This is a genomic window from Aquiflexum sp. TKW24L (assembly GCF_023502205.1).
Classification (GTDB): domain Bacteria; phylum Bacteroidota; class Bacteroidia; order Cytophagales; family Cyclobacteriaceae; genus Cognataquiflexum.
The window spans coordinates 26,009-47,168 of sequence record NZ_JAMFLG010000018.1; the positions used below are offsets into that span (position 1 = coordinate 26,009).

Sequence of the window (21,160 nt, forward strand, 5' to 3'; positions counted from 1 at the left end):
AACCTAAATTATATCGTTGGTTTGTGGGTGAAAATGTTTTTGCCTTAATTTAGAGTCAAAACAATTAAATTATGATTAAAGGATTCAGTTTATCAGTATCAATATTTGCTTTATTATTTGCTTTCAATCTCACCCACGCCCAAAGCGACCGATGGCAACAAAAAGTCAAATATATCATGGAGGTAACCATGAATGTGGAAAATAATACTTATCAGGGTAACCAAAAATTACATTATACCAACAATTCCCCCGATACTTTGACACGTGCATTTTACCACCTTTATTTCAATGCTTTCCAGCCAAACAGCATGATGGATGTTCGCTCGAGAACTATTCCCGATCCGGATAGACGGGTAATGGACAGAATCCAAAAGCTATCTCCATCCGAAATCGGAATATTAAAAGTTAATAACCTTACGATGAATGGAAAGAAGGTTGGTTTTGAGCATGTTGAGACCATCTTGGAAGTGAATTTGGATACACCCATCTTACCTGGACAGACCGTTGTTTTTGACATGGAGTTTGAGGGCCAAGTTCCTCTTCAGGTCAGAAGAGCAGGCAGGGACAATGCCGAGGGTATCCGATACTCTATGTCTCAATGGTACCCTAAAATGGCCGCCTACGACCGGAGGGGATGGCATGCCAACCCTTATGTAGGTAGAGAATTCTATGGCAACTTTGGGGATTTTGATGTTAAAATCACCATAGACAAAACCTACATTCTAGGTGGGACCGGGTACTTGCAAAACGCCAATCAGATCGGTCATGGCTATGAAGACGAAGGAGTGACAGTCCCGGTTGCAAAAGGGAAAAATCTCACTTGGCACTTTATTGCCCCCAATGTCCATGATTTTATGTGGGCAGCAGATCCCAAGTACACGCATGAAAAAGTAAAAATGAATGATGGGCCTATGGTTCATTTTCTCTATGTCAAAAATGATAAAACCGAAGAAAACTGGGGAAAGCTTAAAGGATATACCGTTGATGCGATCCAATATATGAGTGATAATTTTGGTAAATATCTGTATGAGCAATATTCAGTGGTACAAGGTGGTGACGGAGGCATGGAGTACCCAATGTCCACTTTGATCACTGGCCATAGAGGATTGCAGAGCTTAGTGGGTGTCACGGTGCATGAGCTTATCCACAGTTGGTACTACGGTGTCCTCGGTTTCAATGAGTCATCAGAACCATGGTTGGATGAGGGATTTACAACTTGGGGCACTAGTGTAGTGATGGATGCTGTTTTTCTCAAAGAAGATAAATTTGTACAGAATGGGGCTTATACGTCTTATTTCAGGTTAGCAAAGGCCGGATACGAAGAGCCTTTGACCACGCACGGTGATCATTATAACCTTAATTCAGCTTATGGACCTGGGACCTACAATAAAGGAGCGGTTTTCGTAGAGCAGCTTATCTATGTCATCGGAAAGGAAAACTTTGATAAAGCCATGATCAAGCTTTGGAATGATTGGAAATACATGCATCCCAATGGCCATGATGTCATCCGTGTGATGGAAAAAACAAGCGGATTAGAATTGGATTGGTATTATGATTATTTCATCGCCTCCACCAAAACAATTGATTACGGAGTCAAATCTGTAGAAGCTGTAGACAATCAAACCAAAATTACATTGGAAAGGGTTGGCTTGATGCCAATGCCATTGGATGTTGTCGTCACTTATACCGACGGGACACAGGAAATGATTTATTTACCTTTGGTAATTCAACGAGGGAATAAGCCTGAAGAAAAAGGGATGCCATCAAGGGTAATGACACAAAGATGGCCTTGGACGAATTTTACACAGGAGGTTCAACTAGCCCGACCTATTTCTACAATTAAATCAGTGGAGATAGACCCGAGTCTAAGATTGGCAGATGTCAACCGAGCTAACAATAAAGTGGATGTTACCACGATGCTTGAGAAAAAGTAATAAAAAAAGCCTTCAAAATATTCACTTTGAAGGCATTTCTACTTGATGATTACAATAAAAAAAGATGCTTTTTAGCATCTTTTTTTATTTCTTGAATTACTCTGCGTTTTTCTTCTCTTGTACTTCAGTACGGATGTCCTGGGCCAAGTTTTTAAGATCCTGCATACCTTTTCTCACACGGGTGCCTGCTGCTTGATTGCCTTTGTCATAGAATTTTTCAAAATCTCCTTCAAGTCCAAGGACGAGATCTTTTAGTTCGCTAAATCTGCTCATATTAAAAGTCAGTTTTTAAGGTTGATGATAAGTTTATTTGTGCGGTCAATATAGCTAAATTGTTTATAAAACAACAGAATAAAGCCCTTTTTTGCCTTTAATTATTCTCCAAATGACATCGCCATTTCAGTATTTCTATAATAACCGCTTGTTAGTTTGTCTTTTACAGCTTCGAAAGCATCAATTGTTTCATTGACATCTTCAATGGTATGTACTGCTGTTGGGATCAATCTAAGGATAATCATTCCTTTTGGAATTACAGGATAGATGACTACCGAGCAGAAAATATTGTAGTTTTCTCTCAAATCCCTTGTCAATGTGGCTGCTTCACCGATAGTGCCGTTCAATACTACTGGAGTTACAGGCGAATTAGACTTTCCGGTGCTGAATCCTTTTTCTTTCAATCCATTTCTTAAAGCATAGACGATTTTCCAAAGATTTTCTTTCAATTCCGGTTGGGTTCTGATCAAATCCAGTCTTTTTAATGCTCCTTCTACTAAAAGCATTGGCAATGATTTGGCAAATATCTGAGACCTCATGTTGTATTTAAGGAATTGAATGACATGTTTTTCCCCTGCAATAAATGCTCCGATAGAAGCCATAGACTTTGCGAAAGTGGAGAAATACAAATCTATCTGATCCTGTACACCCTGCTCTTCACCTGCTCCTGCGCCTGTTTTTCCCAAGGTTCCAAATCCATGTGCATCGTCAACCAAAAGTCTGAATTCAAATTTTTTCTTCAAGGCAACGATTTCAGCCAATCTGCCTTGATCTCCGGTCATACCGAATACGCCTTCGGTAATGACCAAGACCCCGCCGCCGGTTTCTTCAGCAAGCTTGGTGGCTCTTTGTAATTGCTTCTCGCAACTTTCTATATCATTGTGTGGAAATACATATCTTTTTCCTAAATGCATCCTCAATGCATCAATGATGCAGGCATGGCATTCACTGTCATATACCACCACATCTTTTCTATCCAAAATAGAATCGATGACAGACATGATGCCTTGATAACCGTAATTGAGCAGGTAAGCGCTCTCTTTGCCAACAAATGCCGCAAGTTCTCTTTCCAACTGCTCATGAAGGTCCGTCTGACCTGACATCATTCTTGCCCCCATTGGATAAGCAGCTCCCCATTTCGCAGCCGCATCGGCATCAGCTTTTCTCACTTCGGGATGGTTGGCGAGACCGAGGTAGTTGTTTAGACTCCAGGTCAAGACTTCCTTACCCATAAATTTCATCCTAGGGGCGATTTCTCCTTCTAATTTTGGAAATGCGAAATAGCCTTCTGCAAGCTCTGAGTGCTTGCCCAAAGGGCCAAGGTTGGTTTGTAATTTTGCGAATAAATCCAAGGCTAAATACTTTTAAGTTTTACAATACTGTGAATGGATTTGTCGTCCATCAAATTTGGCAAAACTAACAAAAATTGTCCATCCTTGCAAAAAGCCAATTCCAATTCAAATATTCTTTTACTAACTCACATTAATTTACTTACTTCGCAGGAATCGTTTTTTTTAAGAAATAAACCCAATTATGTATAAAATCAAAAAACTTTTGGTAGCCAACCGAGGAGAAATTAGCCTTAGGATCATGCGGACTGCCAAAGAAATGGGTATCAAAACCGTAGCAGTTTACAGCGAGGCCGACCGCAATTCTCCCCATGTTAAATTTGCTGATGAAGCGGTTTGCTTGGGGCCTCCACCATCCAACCAATCGTATCTTTTGGGCGATAAAATTATCGAAGTAAGCAAAGCAATGGGCGTTGACGCAATCCACCCGGGTTATGGATTTCTTTCTGAAAATGCCGCTTTTGCCAAAAAAGTTACTGAGGCCGGGATCATATTTGTGGGGCCATCGCCCGAATCGATTGAGGTTATGGGGAGTAAACTAGCCGCAAAAAACGCGGTATTGAAATACGGCATCCCAATGGTTCCCGGAACTGACCATGCGATCAGTGGTATTCCGGCAGCAAAACAAAAAGCCAAAGAAGTAGGCTATCCCATCTTGATCAAAGCAAGCGCAGGCGGTGGCGGGAAAGGAATGAGGATCGTGGAAGATGAATCCGAATTTGAAGAACAGATGAACCGGGCAATATCAGAAGCGCAATCTGCTTTTGGGGATGGTGCGGTTTTTATCGAAAAATACATCACCTCACCAAGACATATTGAAATACAGGTTTTGGGAGACCAACAAGGAGACGTAGTTTATTTATTTGAGCGGGAATGCTCCATCCAAAGACGACATCAAAAAGTAATCGAAGAGGCACCATCTGCGGTCGTTGCTCCTGAGATGCGAAAGGCGATGGGTGAGGCTGCCGTCTTGGTCGCCAAAGCTTGTAATTATTATGGAGCGGGGACTGTCGAGTTTATTGTGGATGAAAACCTGGATTTTTATTTTCTTGAAATGAATACTAGGCTCCAGGTTGAGCATCCTGTCACAGAAATGATCACAGGAAAAGATTTGGTAAAAGAACAGATTTTAGTTGCAGAAGGAAAACCTCTTTCTTTCAAACAAGAAGATTTGACGATCAATGGTCACTCTCTTGAAATCAGGGTATACGCTGAAGATCCTAGAAATAACTTCCTCCCTGATATAGGCAAACTTCAAACTTACATCAGGCCGCAGGGCCCGGGAATAAGGGTGGATGATGGATTCGAGCAGGGAATGGATATTCCGATCTATTATGATCCGATGATCGCCAAGCTGATCGTTCATGATGGAAGTAGGGATAAAGCCATTCAGAGAATGGTAAGGGCAATAGATGACTATCAGATTACCGGTATTGAGACTACTTTGGGATTTTGTCGCTTTGTATTAGAGCATCAGTCATTTAAGTCCGGGGATTTTGATACAAAGTTTGTGGAAAAATACTTTTCACCTGACAAATTGGACATTCAATGGAAAGAGGAGGAGCTGATTCTTTTGGCAGCTCTTGCTGTAGATATTTTTGAAAAAAATAAATCGAGCCTGAAGGTGTCCCCCGATAGCCAATTGACCGGAAGCAAAACCAACTGGAAAAACAGGTTGATCTGATGGCTGAAATTCTACCGATTAAAGCATGGCGGTATCATGATAGACTCAAAGACAAGATGGAGGATTTGATTTCTCCGCTCTTTGATGTTGTTTCCCAAAAACAAAGGCAAGTTCTATATGAAAATCCCCATAACAGCATCCATTTGTCTGTTCCTTTGGGAGAACATCCTGCCCTCATGGCGAAAGACCAACTTGAAAAATGGAAACAAGAAGCTGTGATTTCCCATGATCAGATACCGGGAATCTATGTTTATTACCAATATTTCAAATTGCCAGGGGAAGAGAAAGAATCATGCAGAAAAGGATTTATTGCGCAGATCCAGGCTTATGATTGGAAAGAAGGCGTGGTACTTAGACATGAGAACACCATACCAAAATCTGTCAATGACCGAGTGGAAATGTTGAAATCCACGCAATTTCAACCTAGTCCTACACATGGTCTTTATGAAGACCCAATGCATTTGTTGGAACCTTACATGGACATGGCAATTCAGGATCCGATTTATGATGTGGAAGATTATCAAGGTGTGCGAGAGGTGTTGTCAGTGATTCATGACCTGCCTACCATTAAAATTTTCAAGGAATTGATTGCGGCTAAGTCCATCATTCTCGCTGATGGCCATCACAGGTATGAGGCAGCCATTAAATACAGAGAGGAAATGACTTCTTCCAATCCTGATCATACTGGAAGAGAGGCATACAATTATCATTTGATGTATTTTACAAATGCTCATTCGAAGGATTTGAGAATACTTCCGACCCATAGGCTATTTATGGGAATTCCGCTTTCAGAGAATGACATTCTTACAAAAACAGAGGAATGGTTTACAATAAGAAAAGTCGATGATTCGGATGAGATTTCAGAATTGATTTTGAATAAACAATGGGCATTTGGGTTGGTATTCAAAGAAAGTGCCTATAAAATTAGGCTGCGGCCCGAAAAATTCAATGAATTTGATTTAGCCATTCCTGATCTTGTCAAATCGGTAGACCTAATGGTGCTCCATTATTTTTTCATTGAAAAAGTTTTGGGAATCAAAATGGAAGAACAACGTTTTTCGGAAAAATTGGAATATGAAAGAAACCTGAGAAGATGTATAGGAAGAGTAGGAGAGGGTTCAGCTGATTTTGCGGTTATTACCAAAGAAGTTTCTATGTCACAGGTCTTGGAAGTTTGCAAAACAGGATTTTTGATGCCTCAAAAATCCACCTATTTCTATCCCAAAACAGTTTCAGGATTGTTGTTTGCCTCGGTAAATGAAGACGAATTCAAGTTTCCATACCAAGCATTTTTGCCATGATTGACTTAGGTACTTACAAACTCATTCTTGCTTCCCAATCTCCCAGGAGAAAAGAGTTGTTGAAGGGATTAGGTATTGAATTTGAAGTCAGGATAAAGGATATTAAAGAAGATTTCCCAACCGATCTGCATCCATCTGATGTCGCCGGATATTTGTCAGCAAAGAAAGCAGTAGCCTTTCAAGAAGAAATCGAACCTAGTCAAATTGTCCTTACCTCAGACACAGTCGTCATCTTGGATGGGAAGATTTTAGGAAAACCTGTAGATGAAGCAGATGCCTTTAATATGCTTTACGCCCTTTCAGGAAAATCGCATCTTGTATCCACAGGGATAACTTTTTTGAGTAAAGAAAAAACATTGACCCTTTCAGATACTGCAAAAGTATTTTTCAAAGAATTGTCAAATACAGAAATCGACTACTACATATCCAATTTTAGGCCTTTTGATAAAGCCGGGGCATATGGTATTCAAGAGTGGATCGGATTTGTAGGAGTGGAGAAAATTGAAGGTTCTTATTTTACTGTAATGGGACTTCCCATTCATTTGGTCTATGATGTGCTAAAAAATTGGTAAAAAAAGTCCGCAAATGAAATTCGCGGACTTTTATGCTGAATCAGATATTGGCTTGATTATTTTTTGGCAGGAACTGAAACTGCCTCTTTGTCCAATTTTTTGATTGGATCGTTGTCCTTAAGTTGTTTGGAAACTACGAAATAAGGCCCAGAAATTATCTCCTGACCTTCTATCAAGCCTTCAAGAACTTCAATATTGTCAAAGTCAGAGATTCCTGTTTTGATTTCAGTAATTTTGGCCCTATTGTTTTCAATGATGAAAACCAATTCTTTTGCTTTGGTTCCTTCAGGATTTTTGGCAGTGGAGTCTTCTCTTGTAGTCACTGCAGCCAAAGGCACAGCCAATACATTGTCTTTCTTTTGGGTAATGATATCTACGCTAGCTGTCATTCCCGGACGGAATGGATATTTCACTTTATCGGTAATTAAGTCAGCATAAGACTCATTAAGAATTCTAATTTTGACTTCAAACTCCGTCACTGCATCCACACTTGCTTTGGTATTGGCAGAGTTGGCAATGGAGGTTACCACTCCTTTAAATTTTTTGCCTTTGAAAGAATATGAATCTACATCAATGATCGTGGTATCGCCTTTACTGATCCTTACGATGTCATTTTCATTGACATTGACCCGGACTTCCATTTTATTCAAATCGGCTAACCTTAGCATTTCTGTTCCGGCCATTTGTGCAGTTCCAACGACCCTTTCTCCTTTTTCTACCAAAAGTTGTGATACCACACCGCTAAAGGGTGAATAGACATTGGTCAACCGGAGATTTTCTGAAGCTTCATTGACTGTGGCTTGTGAGCTTTTGACTATATACTCAGCTGCGATTACCTGTTGCTTGGCGGCATCAAGGTCATTTTCTGCAGTCAGGTAGGTGGATTGGATCTGCTCCCAATCAGAATCGGAAATTACTTTGTCTTTGTGGAGTTTTTCATTTCTCTTATATTCCAGGTCTGCTCTTACAAATTGCGCTTCAGACCTTTTTAGATTTGCCCTTGATTGGGCAAGGTTGGCCATGTTTTGGTTTAGGTTGGCCTTTGACCTGTCAAGTGCAGAAATAAAATTGTCAGGTCGGATTTTGACCAATAGGTCACCGATTTTGACAGAATCCCCTTCCAATACATTGAGTTCTATAATCTCCCCGGCCACATCTGGGCTGAGTTTGACTTCAATTTCGGGTTCAATTACCCCGGAGGCGCTCACCTTTTCGATGATGGTTACTTTTTTGGCTGTGGAAGTTTCTACATTGATTTCCTTTTCTCCACCAATCCAGCCTGCTGACCTTCCGATGATTGCGAAAATGATAACTACTGCCAGAACTCCTAAAAGGATATAAATAAGCTTATTTGACTTTTTCTTTGCCATTTTGATTATTGGTAATGTTATAGTTTAAGAGGGTTACCCAGGTAAAAATCCAAGACTTTTACTCTGAATATATAGGTGTATTTGGCCGTAACCAAGTCTGCTTGGGCATTGAAGAAATTGTTTTGTGCTAACTGGAAGTCGGCAAAATTGATCGCTCCGGCATCAAAACGCTGTTGTGAGATTCTAAATGCTTCCCTCAAAGAAGATACACGCACATGTGAAGCTTGATAAGACTGTCTTGCTGCATCTGCGCTGGTATAGGCACTTTCTATATCTTGTCGTAATTGGTTCACAGTTTCCACTTCCTGAATTTCACTCAGTCTTTTTTGGAGTCTTGCCCTTTGGACATTTGCCCTGTTTCTCATATTTGAGAGGAGTGGAATGTTCAGCTGGAGGTTTCCTGAATAGGAAAAGTTATTACCTATTTGGGTACCGAATCCATCACGAACCCCAAAGAAATTGGGTTGGTCAATATAGTTGGAAAATGCACTGCCTCCGATTCCAAATGTCGGGAAATAACCTCCCTGAGCAATTTTTACTCCCATTTCTGCACTTTCAACACCCAATTCAGCCGATTTGATTTCTGGCATTAGTATTAAAGCACTTTCAAATACTTCACCCACTTCTTTGTCTGCCATGGAATATTCTTCTGCCTCCACTTCTGGAATTACAATATTGAAATTGTCATTAAAAGGAACTTGCATAGCTTGGGCTAAATTTAGCTTTGCTATTCGAAGGTTGTTCGTGGCATTGATGACCTCTAGTTCGTTGGTGGCATTCTGAGCCTGAATGTCCAATTTGTTTGCCAAAGGAAGCGAACCTGCATCTACCAATTTCGTGGTATTAGTCAATTGTTCCTTGGTACTTAATAGTTGGTTTTGGGCAATTTTTAACTGTTCTGAATTGAATACAACATTAATGAAAAAGTTGATTACGTTCAATGTTATGCTGTTTTCAGTGGCCAAAACATTAAATCTGCCTGCTTCAATATCTATTTTGTTTTGTTGGATCGAATTGGTGATTTGCTGACCGGCAAATAGTGTCAAATTAGAACTCGAAAACAGGTTGATATTTCCAATCCTATTATTTTCAAATAGGTTGGTAACAGGGTTGATTGACCTACCCCAACGATATCCGGAACTTGCGCCTGTTGACCATGAGGGTAGTCGCTGACCCTGGCTTTCAATCAGGTTAGCTTCAGAAATCCCTAGGTTGGTCTGACTTCGCTGCAGGGTGAGGTTGTTTTCCAAAGCGATTTCTATGCATGTTTCCAGATCCAATCTGCTGTAATCAAAATTCTGGGCGAAACTGGTGGAAAATGAAATCAGCAAAAAAGCAACTGCTGATAGGTAAATTTTTTTCATCATAAGTTAATCGATATCAGGTATGTAAATTAATTCTTTGATCCAAGTCAGGCTGTTGAGGTAATCTATAGTAGTCGGCCTGATGCCACTGTCCATTTCTATTACGTGGCATGCCATGTCATTTTTTCCTTTTCGGGACACGGACATGGTTGCAATATTTGTTTTTTCTTGGGCGATTACACTTGAAATGAAGGCAATTGCACCTGAGACATCATCTGCCTTAATGATCAGTGTATGGGATTGGGTAGAAAAATTTGCGTTGAAGCCATCTATTTCGGCAATATTGATCACTCCTCCGCCAAGGCTTTCTCCGATTACTTCTACCTTTCTCTCTCCCTTAATCAGATTGAGTTTAATGGTATTAGGATGATAGACAGAGGCATTTCCAATTGATTTAAAGGTGAAAAGGAGACCTTTTTCCTGAGCAAGTTCAAATGATTGTTTGATACGAACATCATCGGTTTTGAAGTCAAGTAGACCGCCAATAATTGCTTTGTCGCTACCATGACCTTCATATGTCCTTGCAAAAGAATTGTAAAAAGTGATGGAAGCTGAATCCGGAATTCCACCTATGACCCGTATTGCAGCTCTTGCAATTCTGACAACTCCGGCTGTATGGGAAGAGGAAGGCCCTATCATTACCGGACCGATCATATCAAAAATTCCGCTTTTTGTTCCCATGGAAAAACCTAGTTTCAATTAGTATGCTAAAGTAGGAAGGTTTTTAAATTGAAAAAGACATTTTCAGTAAGTTTGCTCCCAATAAGGATTAAATGTTCATTATTTAATTATTTTTAACGTAGGTAAAAATTAACAAAAATAAGTTATGTTCAATATTGAACACTACTATGGTCGGATTTGATACAATTTTTCTTTACAAACACCAAGATGGAATTTGGTCAGACCACGCTGATGATTTCCACAACAGAGGCTTTCTCTTTGGTGATGGGCTGTTTGAAACTATGGTTTTCACAAAAGGTAAAATCAGGTTTGCTTTAAAACATACCAATAGACTTGCGGAAGGCATGAGGACTTTATCTTTAGGGACTGAGGGGCTTTCTCAAATAAGTGAAATCGAGATTCTCCTCAATGAAATATGGGGAGATAAAAAAAATCTTAGAATAAGGTGGAATATATATAGGTCAGGCTTGGGCAAATATACTCCCGAAACAAATTATGTGCTTGAAAGCCTTCAGATTCATACTTTTTATCCTGCTCCAAAGCTTAAAGAAAAAGCCTATATCAGTCAAAATATCCATATGCAAAAAACATCTTGGAGCCACTGTAAGACTTTAAGTGCCCTGACATATGTCATGGCAAATCAAGAAAGAAAGACAAAAGGTTATGATGAAGTGATATTGACCAATGCTGATGGATATGTAAGTGAAGCAGGCTCTTGTAATATGTTTTGGGTAAAAAACGGTATTTATTTCACCCCTTCTTTGGATTCAGGATGTATTGCAGGAATAGGAAGAGAAGTGATCCTTGAATATTTTAAGAAAACCAACATCCCTTTTTCTGAAGGTCTTTTTAAGGTTGATGAACTTCTGCCTGCTGATCAGATTTTTACAAGCAATGTCACAGGAATCAGCTTCGTCAAGTCAATTGAAAATAAAGATTATGATAGCAGACTAAATGAAGGTTTAGAAGGGATTTTTAAAATTAAATAGCGCTTTCAAGAGTCAGATTGCCACCACTGCCTTGATATGTGGATGAGGATCGTAATTGAGAAGTTCGAAATCTTCGTATTCAAATGCGAAAATATCTTTCACATCGGGGTTGATCTTCATGGTAGGAAGTGGTCTCAATTCCCGGCTGAGCTGCAGATTGGTCTGCTCAATGTGGTTGCTATATAAGTGGGCATCTCCAAAAGTATGGATAAATTCTCCCGGCACAAGGTCACAAACTTGGGCAACCATCAGGGTGAACAAAGCATACGAAGCAATATTGAAGGGAACTCCCAAAAACACATCCGCACTTCTTTGATAGAGCTGGCAGGAAAGCTTGCCGTCCGCCACATAAAACTGGAATATCATATGGCAGGGAGGGAGTGCCATGTGGTCCACATCTGCCACATTCCATGCACTGACGATATGCCTTCTGCTGTCAGGTTTGGTTTTGATCTGATGGATCAGGTTTTTGATCTGATCGATTTCTCCTCCTTTGCAATCTGGCCAATGCCTCCATTGATAACCGTAAACAGGTCCTAAGTCTCCGTTTTCATCTGCCCATTCATCCCAGATACTCACTTTGTTGTCATTGAGGTATTTGATATTGCTGTCTCCTTTGAGAAACCATAGCAACTCAATGATGATAGAGCGAAGGTGGAGTTTTTTGGTGGTGACCACAGGAAAACCTTCGGCAAGATTGAAGCGCATTTGGTATCCAAAGACACTGATGGTTCCTGTACCTGTCCGGTCAGTTTTGGTGACACCATTGTCCAAAATGTGCTGCATCAAATCGTGGTATTGCTTCATAATCAAAGAGGGAATTTTATTGTCGGCAAGATAGGAAGATATGTAAAATTAGGAAAGGAGGATTTTGCTTTTGTTAGGGAATGATGATTTTGTTTGTACGTAATCTTACCACTATCCTGTTGATCCATAAATTTTAATCAAATAGATATTCATCGATATTGAATCTGAAGGTGGGATTAAAGATAGGCTTTTGGAGTTCACTTGTAAAAAAGCAGATAATCAATTAAAGATAAATTCTCACACAGGGCATTTGTACCAATTCTATAAAGTTATTGCGTGTTACTTTTTTATGAAGTTGTAAACAAAACAAAGGCTAACCTGTATCTTTCGAAGTCCTTATGTTTACAAAAAAGATTTCGATTTATTTATTGGCTTTGGCAGTGTTGCTGACATTGGGCATCGCTATTTTCCCGCCATTGGTTATTTTTGATTATGATTTTGAAAGTTTTTTCCCTCAGGAAGATGAGGAGCTTTCCTTTTATCAGGATTTCAGGAATAGGTTTGAAAATGACAATGATTACCTCCTGATAGCGCTAGGACAGGAACCTGATATCTTTGATTCAGCTTTTTTGTCGGCATCCAATTCCCTAAATGAAAGCCTAAAAAACTTGGAAAAAGTGGAGCGTACCATTTCACTTTTGGATTTGGCGGATCCTATTATCAATCCTTTTGGGATTCGATACCAAAAAGTTTTGTCATGGGAAAATCCAGGGGATCTTGACTTTTCAAAGAAATCCATTCTTCGGTCAAATCAATATCTGGAAAGCCTTATCAGTGAGGATGGCGGTTACCTTTTGATTATTCTGAAAAATCAACAGGGGATCAGTAAAAAAGATGGGGATGTTTTATATAATGAAATCGAAAAACTTGTATCTGATTCAGGGATTTCAAATTACCATCTTGCAGGAAAAATCAGGGCACAGGGAGAATTTGTCCAACTAATGCAGGAGGAGTTTTCTTTATTTTTAGGCATCTCCATAGCGATGATCGTATTGCTACTCATTGTTATTTTTAGGACATGGTGGGGAGTGGTGGTACCTGTCGTGGTACTTATGTTGGGGATTTTATGGACTATTTCATTTTCGCTGTATTTTGGGAAGCCTCTGGATGTGATGTCTGTGATGCAGCCGACCATTCTTTCAGTTGTTGGATTGGCGGGTTTAATCCATTTTTTCAATCATTATTTGGCTCAGATCAGGAATGGATTTCCGAAAAATGAAGCTGTCCAAAAATGTTTCTCAGAGTTATGGATGGCCGTTTTTTTGACCTGTTTTACCACAGCTTTGGGTTTTTTTTCGCTCTATTTTACCAATATCCCGAGTTTGAAGTTTTTTGGACTTTATACTGGCATTGGGGTAATGTTGATGTTTTTGGCCGTGATGATGGTTGCTCCGGGGTTGCTGTATCTGTTGACTCCATTCAAAGTTTCAGAAAACGATTCTTTTTCCAAAATGTGGAGAAAATGGATGAGAAAAGCTTTTTTGTGGACCATTTCAAATACTAAACCAATCGTAGGAATATTTATTTTGGTTACACTGATGTCAAGTTTGGCCATGTCAAGACTTCAAGTTAATGGTTTTATTTTGGATGATTTACCTGAAAAAAATTTACTGATAGCCGAATTTAGATTTTTTGACCGGGAATTTGGAGGTTCAAAGCCACTGGAGTTTTCATTGGAGAGTGGCCCGGCCGCAAAAAATCTTGTGCAGTATGAGGTCCTAAGAGAACAGGAGAAACTTGAAGGTTTTGTCAGGGAAGTTTTTGGGGCATCTCAAATTATATCTCCTTTGACCTTTGCCAAGACAGTTAATAAAGCTGTCAACGGAGGTAACGAAAAGGCATTTATAACTCCTTCCAAAGGGCAGATCCAGCGAATCTTGCCTTATGTTGATAATGCTTTGGAAAAGGCACCTGTTAAGATTTTGACTTCTAACCTTAGATCTGGGAGACTATCTACCCGAACTGAAGATATGGGTAGCTATGAATCCTCTATTATGAAAGCAAAGCTTTCTCATTTTCTGGAAACTGAAATCAATCCCGATTTGCTAAAAGTCAGGATTACAGGAACTTCCCATCTTATAGATATCAGTCATGAAAGTGTCACCTCCCAATTAGCCAAAGGATTGGGATTTGCTTTTGGGATTGTTGCATTGATTGTTGGTTTTTTATTTAAGTCATGGAAATTAGCCATCGTGGCTTTGATTCCCAATATCATTCCGCTTATTTGGGTTTGTGGGATGATGTTTGTTTTAGGCATTGAATTGAAACTCACCACCGCCATTATTTTCACTGTTGCTTTTGGGATAGCTGTAGACGATACCATTCACTTTATGGCAAAATTAAAAATGGAATTGAATAAAGGAAAATCTTGGCTTTATGCAATAAAAAGGACTTATCTGGAAACAGGAAAAGCAATTATACTTACTACGCTTGTATTGGTTTTGGGATTTTCTGTCTTGACGTTGAGTGAGTTTGGTGTCACGTATTATTCAGGTTTATTGATAGGAATGTCCTTGGTCTTTGCCTTGGTTTCTGATTTGGTTTTACTTCCGGTAATGTTGATTTTTTTGCGAACGGGAAAAAGAAAATAAACTTATTCTTCAACTGCAGTTTTGATTTTTTTGATAGGCTTATCCAATGAAAATACTGCAGAAACAGGATAATGATCCGAATAGTCCACTTCTGAATGTGTTTTAAAATGAAGGATATCCAAGACATCATCAAAAAAGATATTGTCAATCCTTAAGAAAAAAAGTACTTTGTTGTAGGTAAAACCGAAGCCATTCCCGGCTTTTTCAAAACCGTTGTTCATAAGATTTCTCAGGGTAAAATAGGTATAACTGTAAGGGACGTCATTAAAATCACCGACCAAAATATTGGCATAGGGACTATTATCCATATGTTCCATCAATATTTCTAATTGGGTCGCTCTAGTCACCTGACCTCTTTTTAATTTTCTAAGTGTTTGCTTGTAGTTTTCTTTAATCCCTTCCAGATCCTTGAGTTCTGCAGAGGGAATATTCATAGATTCAAGATGGACATTATAGATCCGGATGGTATCTTTTTCTACTTTGATATCTGCAAAAATGATCCCATTTGTACTTCTGGAATCAAGGACGACACCTTCATTGACGATTGGATATTTACTAAAAATAGCCATTCCAAAGGTGCTTGACTTTGGATTTCCCTGAATTACCTGATAATAATGATGGTATCCTGCCTCTTTGCCCAAAAGCCGGATAGTGTTTCTTGATGGAGTGGTTGGGTCTTGGTAAAATTCCTGAAAACATTTGATGTCAGAAGGATCGTCCTGCAACCATTGAATCAGGTTTTTGGAAACGTCTGCATTTCCCTTTTCTGATTTCTGATAACTGAACATATGCACATTGTAACTTAAAACAGATAGCCCTTCTTTTAATTCAGGCAGAGTACGAATTTGAATTGTTACGCCTACAAACTTCCATCCGATTACCAAAGCAATTAATGGAAGCAAAGCCAATTTCCTTTTTGCAAATACCAGAGCGACAAAAAGGAAGCCGTTGATGACAAGTAATAAAGGTATTGTGAGCGTGGCCAAACCCACATAAGGGAAATATTCTGGGGAGATATAAACGCTGAAAAATAATGCCAATGAAACCAAAAAGAAAAAGGACGTAAGGAATCTAATCATTGGCTATTATAATTTGTCGCGAAAATAAAGGGAATTCAATCTCATTCCAAATAAAAGCGGTATCCATGAAACGGCAAAATGGACGAGCCATTTCATGGAACCTAGGGGTTATTTTATAAGGATGAGTTCGCTTTGCGGCTCCATCAGATACCTCGCACCATCTTTTGTGACTACTGCTGTTTCTTCCACAGACATGGTTTTGGTACCTGACTCAGGCAGTTTCCATGCATGAAAACCATCAAAGGCGAAAAGCATCCCCTCTTTTAAGGGTTTCATGGCAGCCGGCCTTACCGTTGGGTCAGGCAATAACCCTCCTCCAAGATTAGGTCCGATATCGTGGGCAACATAGCCTACAGGGTGACCCGTACTCCACATGACAGGTTCAGACCCTCTCTCTGCCATCCAATCTCTTTGCGCTTTATCCACTTGGTATCCCAAAACTCCAGGTCTCATGGCATCCAAAGCAATCCTATTGCCGCCGATAGAGCTTTCAAAATAAAACTGGACGGAATCAGGGGCTTGGGTTTCACCTTCTCGTAATACGTAAGCAAACCTTTGGATATCTGATACCCACATATCATAAACCCTGATTCCGAAGTCAGTCTGGATGACATCACCTGGCATGATGACTTTCTCAGTGGAGTGGGAGTGCCCCCTGTCTGGACCGGAATTGACATTTGGGTTTTGGTCAGGTGACCATCCATCTTTGACACCATATTCTTCCATTTTCTTTTTGAGAAATTTAGCTATGTCTGCATCAGTGCTCTTTCCCGGAACGACACTGGCATAGGCTTCATGTTGCCATTTGGAGGTTAGGATTGCAGCTTGGGTCATGATTTCGACTTCTGCCGGAAGTTTGACAGACAGCCATTCATAAATCAGGTCATCTGCAGACACTAACTTTCCAGCTTCTTTTCCAAATGCCTCCTCCAAGTTTTTTCTTTGGGTAAAACTCAATCCGTCTGCCAATTCATTTTCAAATGAGCTGTTGATTGCGATCTTGTTAAACAGTTTTACTTTGATAAATTCTGAGGCATCTGCGAGGGCAGAATTTCCCCTTTGCACAGGAATAACTTCGTCATGGATTTTTAGATCAGCCAATGCAGTTGCTTCCCCGATGGGGCAGAATACCACTGACTTTACATTATTTCCATCCAAGTAAAAAAGAAATAAGGCCTGACCTCCGGCATTTTCCCCTCCTATATGATGAGCGATTGGGTCATTGTTATTTTCTCTACATAAAATCACCCAGGCGTCAACCCCGGCTGATTTCATTGCCTCCGGAAGTAAATTTTGAATTCGTTCTTTTCGAATCTCATGCCATGGACTTGGTCCTGAAAAGGGATTTTCAATGGATTCTTCTTTTTGGGGCTCGGCCTGACATGAAAATAATATCAAAATAAGTGCAAAAGCATGGATGGTGGAAATACCATTCCTTAACAAAACATGTAACATTATAAATTTTGGTTTGAATGAAGTGAGAAATTTAACTTAACAAGGGAAGAATAAAAAGCCTTTTTTTAAGACGCTGATTTATTTCAGGTAATCAGGGGTTTATTGTTGGTTTAATCAATGATTTAAACTGCTTCCAAAGGACTTTATCTCAGTATCTAGACGTTTGTTTGGTTTTGTTGAAAAAAAAATAATTATCTTCGATTCGTAAAAACTACACTTTATGAAAAAATCAAACTTGTTCACCTTGGCTGTTTTCTCAGCCACAACAATGTTTTTTGCAGCTTGCGGAGCGGAAAAAAGCACCGAAACAACTGAAACTGAAGAAGTCACCTCAGAACAAAAAGCCGAGTCGGAAGAAAGACCAAGTCCACTCAGAACTTTGGATGGAAATGTAGGTACGGCAAAATTGATGGTTCAATATGGAGCTCCCTCCATCAAAGGAAGGGTGGTATGGGGCGACCTCGTACCTTATAATGAAGTGTGGAGAACTGGCGCAAATGAGGCGACTTATGTGGATTTTAGTTCTGACGTTAACGTCGAAGGGAAGCCATTGAAAGCAGGTAAATATTCTTTATTTACTATTCCAAAAGCTACCGGAGCTTGGACAGTGATTTTCAATTCGGAATGGAATCTAGAGCATGGTCACTTCCAATACAAAGAAGAAAATGATGTCCTTAGGGTAGAATCTACCCCACAGTGGGTGGCTGAAAGTCAGGAACAACTAACCATAGCGATTGAATCTCCCGGAATCGTGGTGCGTTGGGAAAAATTAATGCTGCCGATAACAATCCAGTAATTTTCAATTTCCAAAAAAGACCCTGTTGAATTTTTGACAGGGTCTTTTTTGTACTTTTTTTTGAGTTGAATTGATCTATTAAGCCCACGTTCAACCGTTAATTTCAAACACCATTCTTGAACACCCCCCTATGAAATACATTGGTTTTTTCTTGATTTTTTTGATTACTGTCGGTTTGGGGATTATGCTATCCCAACAGTTTGGGTCTGTCCCGCCCTTAGGAAAGCTTCTTGATCCCAATCAGGGTTTTTGGCAAAATTCCTTCAGTGAAGACATGGATTATGAGGAAGAGCTGGATCTCAAAAACCTAAGCAACAAGGTTAAGGTGATTTATGATGAAAATCTTATCCCACACATTTTTGCTGATAATGAGAAGGATTTGTATAGAGTTCAAGGTTACGTCACTGCCAAACACAGACTTTGGCAAATGGAATTCCAGACCATGGCGGCGGCAGGCAGGATATCCGAAATCGTAGGCCCTGTAGCAATTGAACTTGACAGGATGACAAGGAGGAAAGGGCTTGCCTTTGGTGCAGAAACATCTTTGACTTTCATCCAAAAAGAGCATCCGGACACTTATGAGCTACTTGAGGCCTATGCCGATGGAGTAAACCAATATATTGAAAACCTTCCGCACTCAAAATTTCCGATCGAGTATAAAATTTTAAATTATAAACCGGAAGCTTGGAGCGCATACAAATCTTTGTTGCTTTTGAAGTATATGGCCGACATGTTGGTTGACGACCGGGATCTGGAATATACCAATCTGAGAAATCAGATAGGTCAAGCCCTATTGGATAAGCTTTATCCTGATTTTCCTGAGGATAATGATCCCATTATTGAGTCGGAGAAGATATGGGATTTTGTTCCAATGGAAGCCAACCGACCGGAAGGAATTAGCTTTCCTGATTCTAATATTTTTGTGAATACCATGCCTCAACCTGTGGAAGGGATAGGCTCAAATAATTGGGCAGTAGCGGGGACAAAAACTAAAAGTGGAAATCCCATTTTAGCAAATGATCCTCATTTGAGCTTGAATTTACCTTCATTATGGTATGTAATGCAGCTTTCCACATCTTCTAATAGTGTCAAGGGAGCTACATTGCCGGGAGCTTTGGGAATAATATCAGGTTTTAATGAAAACATTGCCTGGGGAGAGACCAATGCAAACAGAGATACAAGAGATTGGTATGCAATTCAATTTAAGGATGAAGACAGAACAGAATACCTTTACGATGAGGTTTGGGTAAAAAGCACTTTTCGAATTGAGGAAATTAAAGTTAAAGGGGAAGATTCATTTTTGGATACCGTGGTGTACACGCATTATGGCCCTGTGGTCTATGACAAAAACTTCAGGTCTGACCGCAAGGATGTAAATTTCTCATTGAAATGGACTGCACACGAGGAATCAAATGAACAAAAGACTTTCCTTTTGCTCAACAAAGGAAAAAATCATGATGATTATATCAATGCACTAAACCATTATACCTCACCGGCTCAAAACTTTGTCTTTGCATCAAAGGATGGAGATATTGCAATGAAGGTTCAGGGTAAGTTTCCATTGAAATGGGAAGGTCAAGGAAAGTTTTTGATGGATGGAAAAAATCCGGATTTTGAATGGCTGGGATATATCCCAAACGAGCAAAATCCCTCGACGCTGAATCCGGCTCGTGGATTTGTATCTTCTGCTAATCAGCATTCTGTCGATCCCTCTTATCCTTACTACATCTTTGACCATAGCTTTGAACATTATCGGAATAGGAGGTTGAATAGTCGCTTGAAGGAAATGAATCAGATTACTCCTAAAGACATGATGGCGCTACAATTTGATAATTTTCACCTTCATGCTTCGGAAGCTCTACCAATTATGTTGAGCCTACTTGATTCAATTAAAGTTGGGTCAATGGATGATTCAGGTAAAAAATTTCTGAACCAACTAAAGACTTGGAATTTCAATGCTTTCCCAAATCAGGAAGAACCAACCCTATTCCAAATTTGGTGGGAAAAACTCTATGACGGAATCTGGTCAAAATTGAGAACAGAAGGCAGGCCAATTATTTTGCCCAACAAGTACCAAACAACAAAATTGTTGAAGGAGGAACCGAGAAGTGAGCTATTTGATAATCCTAAAACAGCTGAAATAGAAACAGCTGAATCTTTGATCAATGCTTCCTTTATCGAGATGGTGACCAAAATGAAAGAATTGCAAGAAATTGACAAAGATTATTCTTGGGCAAATTATAAGAAAACATCCATCATGCACCTAGTGCCAAATTTCAAATCCTTTAGCCATATCAACGTCTACACAGGAGGAGGTGCTGGGATATTGAATGCTACAAGTGAAAGAAATGGTGCGAGTTGGCGGATGGTCGTGGAAATGGGTGATGGGGGAGAAGCTTTCGGCATTTATCCCGGCGGTCAATCAGGAAATCCCGGAAGTAAATATTATGATAACCTCCTAAAAAAGTGGGCAAACGGTGAATACGTTGATGTATCTATCAAATCAGAAAATGCTTTTATCAATCCTCTCTTCTCCACCCTTTTTAATAATTGATTTATGAAAAAAGCCCTAATATTGTTCATACTTATTTCGCTCTTAGTATTGTTAATAGGCCCTTATGCTCCATATTGGGTTTTAATGATTGGAGTTTCCATTGTAGCTTTCTTAATAGGAGCTAGGAATGCTCCGTCATTTTTTAGCGCAGGGCTATCCTTTGGATTGACCTGGATGGGACTAGCTTTATTCATATCAATTAAAACTGATTCAGAACTCCCCATAAGAATGGCTGAGTTGATGGGAATGCAAAATGACAACTTACTTCTGTTTGGAACTGCGATTTTAGGATTTTTAATCGGATCCTTGAGCGGACTGACCGGTTCGATGGCTAAGAAGTTATTCCAAAGAAAAGTTTGAT

17 protein-coding genes are annotated in these 21,160 nt (G+C 39.7%); 9 read left to right on the forward strand and 8 right to left on the reverse strand.

Going from position 1 to position 21,160, the window contains the following annotated elements:
- Positions 1-71 precede the first annotated feature (71 nt).
- Entirely contained in the window at positions 72-1,934 is a 1,863-nt protein-coding gene (locus tag M3O96_RS12880) for a M1 family metallopeptidase (RefSeq protein ID WP_249721018.1), read from the forward strand.
- 96 nt (positions 1,935-2,030) lie between these two features.
- Here M3O96_RS12880 and M3O96_RS12885 read toward each other — a convergent pair whose 3' ends face one another.
- The gene (locus M3O96_RS12885) at positions 2,031-2,207 is read right to left on the reverse strand and encodes a BF3379 family histone-like protein (protein WP_249721022.1); all 177 of its coding nucleotides are present in this window, start codon (positions 2,205-2,207) and stop codon (positions 2,031-2,033) included.
- Between the two features lie 101 nt (positions 2,208-2,308).
- Positions 2,309-3,559 (reverse strand): aminotransferase class I/II-fold pyridoxal phosphate-dependent enzyme, encoded by a 1,251-nt coding sequence (locus M3O96_RS12890; RefSeq protein ID WP_249721025.1) that lies wholly within the window; start codon positions 3,557-3,559, stop codon positions 2,309-2,311.
- A 181-nt stretch (positions 3,560-3,740) separates the two neighbouring features.
- Between M3O96_RS12890 and accC the strand changes: the two genes are divergently transcribed.
- From accC to M3O96_RS12905, 3 genes are read left to right on the forward strand one after another with little or no spacing between them, the layout of a single operon-like run.
- A complete protein-coding gene (gene accC, locus M3O96_RS12895; RefSeq protein ID WP_249721026.1) occupies positions 3,741-5,240 on the forward strand; it encodes an acetyl-CoA carboxylase biotin carboxylase subunit in 1,500 nt (499 codons plus the stop codon).
- A complete protein-coding gene (locus M3O96_RS12900; protein WP_249721028.1) occupies positions 5,240-6,541 on the forward strand; it encodes a DUF1015 domain-containing protein in 1,302 nt (433 codons plus the stop codon). The genes accC and M3O96_RS12900 overlap by 1 nt, the downstream gene beginning before the upstream one ends.
- A complete protein-coding gene (locus M3O96_RS12905) occupies positions 6,538-7,113 on the forward strand; it encodes a Maf family nucleotide pyrophosphatase (protein ID WP_249721032.1) in 576 nt (191 codons plus the stop codon). Before M3O96_RS12900 ends, M3O96_RS12905 begins: the two co-directional genes overlap by 4 nt.
- A gap of 56 nt (positions 7,114-7,169) precedes the next feature.
- Here M3O96_RS12905 and M3O96_RS12910 read toward each other — a convergent pair whose 3' ends face one another.
- From M3O96_RS12910 to sdaAB, 3 genes are read right to left on the reverse strand one after another with little or no spacing between them, the layout of a single operon-like run.
- Positions 7,170-8,483, reverse strand: a complete 1,314-nt coding sequence (locus M3O96_RS12910; RefSeq protein ID WP_249721036.1) for an efflux RND transporter periplasmic adaptor subunit — start codon at positions 8,481-8,483, stop codon at positions 7,170-7,172.
- Positions 8,484-8,500: 17 nt separating this feature from the next.
- On the reverse strand, positions 8,501-9,847 hold the full coding sequence (locus M3O96_RS12915; RefSeq protein ID WP_249721105.1) for a TolC family protein: 1,347 nt from the start codon (positions 9,845-9,847) through the stop codon (positions 8,501-8,503).
- A 6-nt stretch (positions 9,848-9,853) separates the two neighbouring features.
- Positions 9,854-10,528: an L-serine ammonia-lyase, iron-sulfur-dependent subunit beta gene (sdaAB, locus tag M3O96_RS12920; RefSeq protein WP_249721041.1), complete on the reverse strand. Its 675-nt coding sequence runs from the start codon at positions 10,526-10,528 to the stop codon at positions 9,854-9,856.
- 155 nt (positions 10,529-10,683) lie between these two features.
- Here sdaAB and M3O96_RS12925 point away from each other — a divergent pair, with 155 nt between their 5' ends.
- Positions 10,684-11,517: an aminotransferase class IV gene (locus tag M3O96_RS12925; protein ID WP_249721045.1), complete on the forward strand. Its 834-nt coding sequence runs from the start codon at positions 10,684-10,686 to the stop codon at positions 11,515-11,517.
- Between the two features lie 12 nt (positions 11,518-11,529).
- On the opposite strand, the gene M3O96_RS12930 is transcribed toward M3O96_RS12925, so the two are convergent.
- Positions 11,530-12,324 carry a thymidylate synthase gene (locus tag M3O96_RS12930; RefSeq protein ID WP_249721046.1) on the reverse strand — a complete coding sequence of 265 codons (795 nt, stop codon included), beginning with the start codon at positions 12,322-12,324 and terminating at the stop codon, positions 11,530-11,532.
- A 338-nt stretch (positions 12,325-12,662) separates the two neighbouring features.
- Between M3O96_RS12930 and M3O96_RS12935 the strand changes: the two genes are divergently transcribed.
- Positions 12,663-14,915, forward strand: a complete 2,253-nt coding sequence (locus M3O96_RS12935) for an efflux RND transporter permease subunit (RefSeq protein WP_249721047.1) — start codon at positions 12,663-12,665, stop codon at positions 14,913-14,915.
- Between the two features lie 2 nt (positions 14,916-14,917).
- Here the strand turns inward: M3O96_RS12935 and M3O96_RS12940 are convergent, their stop codons facing one another.
- Entirely contained in the window at positions 14,918-15,994 is a 1,077-nt protein-coding gene (locus M3O96_RS12940; RefSeq protein WP_249721048.1) for an endonuclease/exonuclease/phosphatase family protein, read from the reverse strand.
- Positions 15,995-16,102: 108 nt separating this feature from the next.
- Positions 16,103-17,449 (reverse strand): M24 family metallopeptidase, encoded by a 1,347-nt coding sequence (locus M3O96_RS12945; protein ID WP_249721049.1) that lies wholly within the window; start codon positions 17,447-17,449, stop codon positions 16,103-16,105.
- Positions 17,450-17,669: 220 nt separating this feature from the next.
- Here M3O96_RS12945 and M3O96_RS12950 point away from each other — a divergent pair, with 220 nt between their 5' ends.
- The 3 genes from M3O96_RS12950 to M3O96_RS12960 all read left to right on the forward strand — a co-directional run bounded on the left by M3O96_RS12950 (position 17,670) and on the right by M3O96_RS12960 (position 21,159).
- Positions 17,670-18,245 carry a DUF2911 domain-containing protein gene (locus M3O96_RS12950; RefSeq protein ID WP_249721050.1) on the forward strand — a complete coding sequence of 192 codons (576 nt, stop codon included), beginning with the start codon at positions 17,670-17,672 and terminating at the stop codon, positions 18,243-18,245.
- Positions 18,246-18,375: 130 nt separating this feature from the next.
- On the forward strand, positions 18,376-20,799 hold the full coding sequence (locus M3O96_RS12955; protein ID WP_249721051.1) for a penicillin acylase family protein: 2,424 nt from the start codon (positions 18,376-18,378) through the stop codon (positions 20,797-20,799).
- 3 nt (positions 20,800-20,802) lie between these two features.
- Positions 20,803-21,159 carry a hypothetical protein gene (locus M3O96_RS12960; protein WP_249721052.1) on the forward strand — a complete coding sequence of 119 codons (357 nt, stop codon included), beginning with the start codon at positions 20,803-20,805 and terminating at the stop codon, positions 21,157-21,159.
- Position 21,160 lies beyond the last annotated feature (1 nt).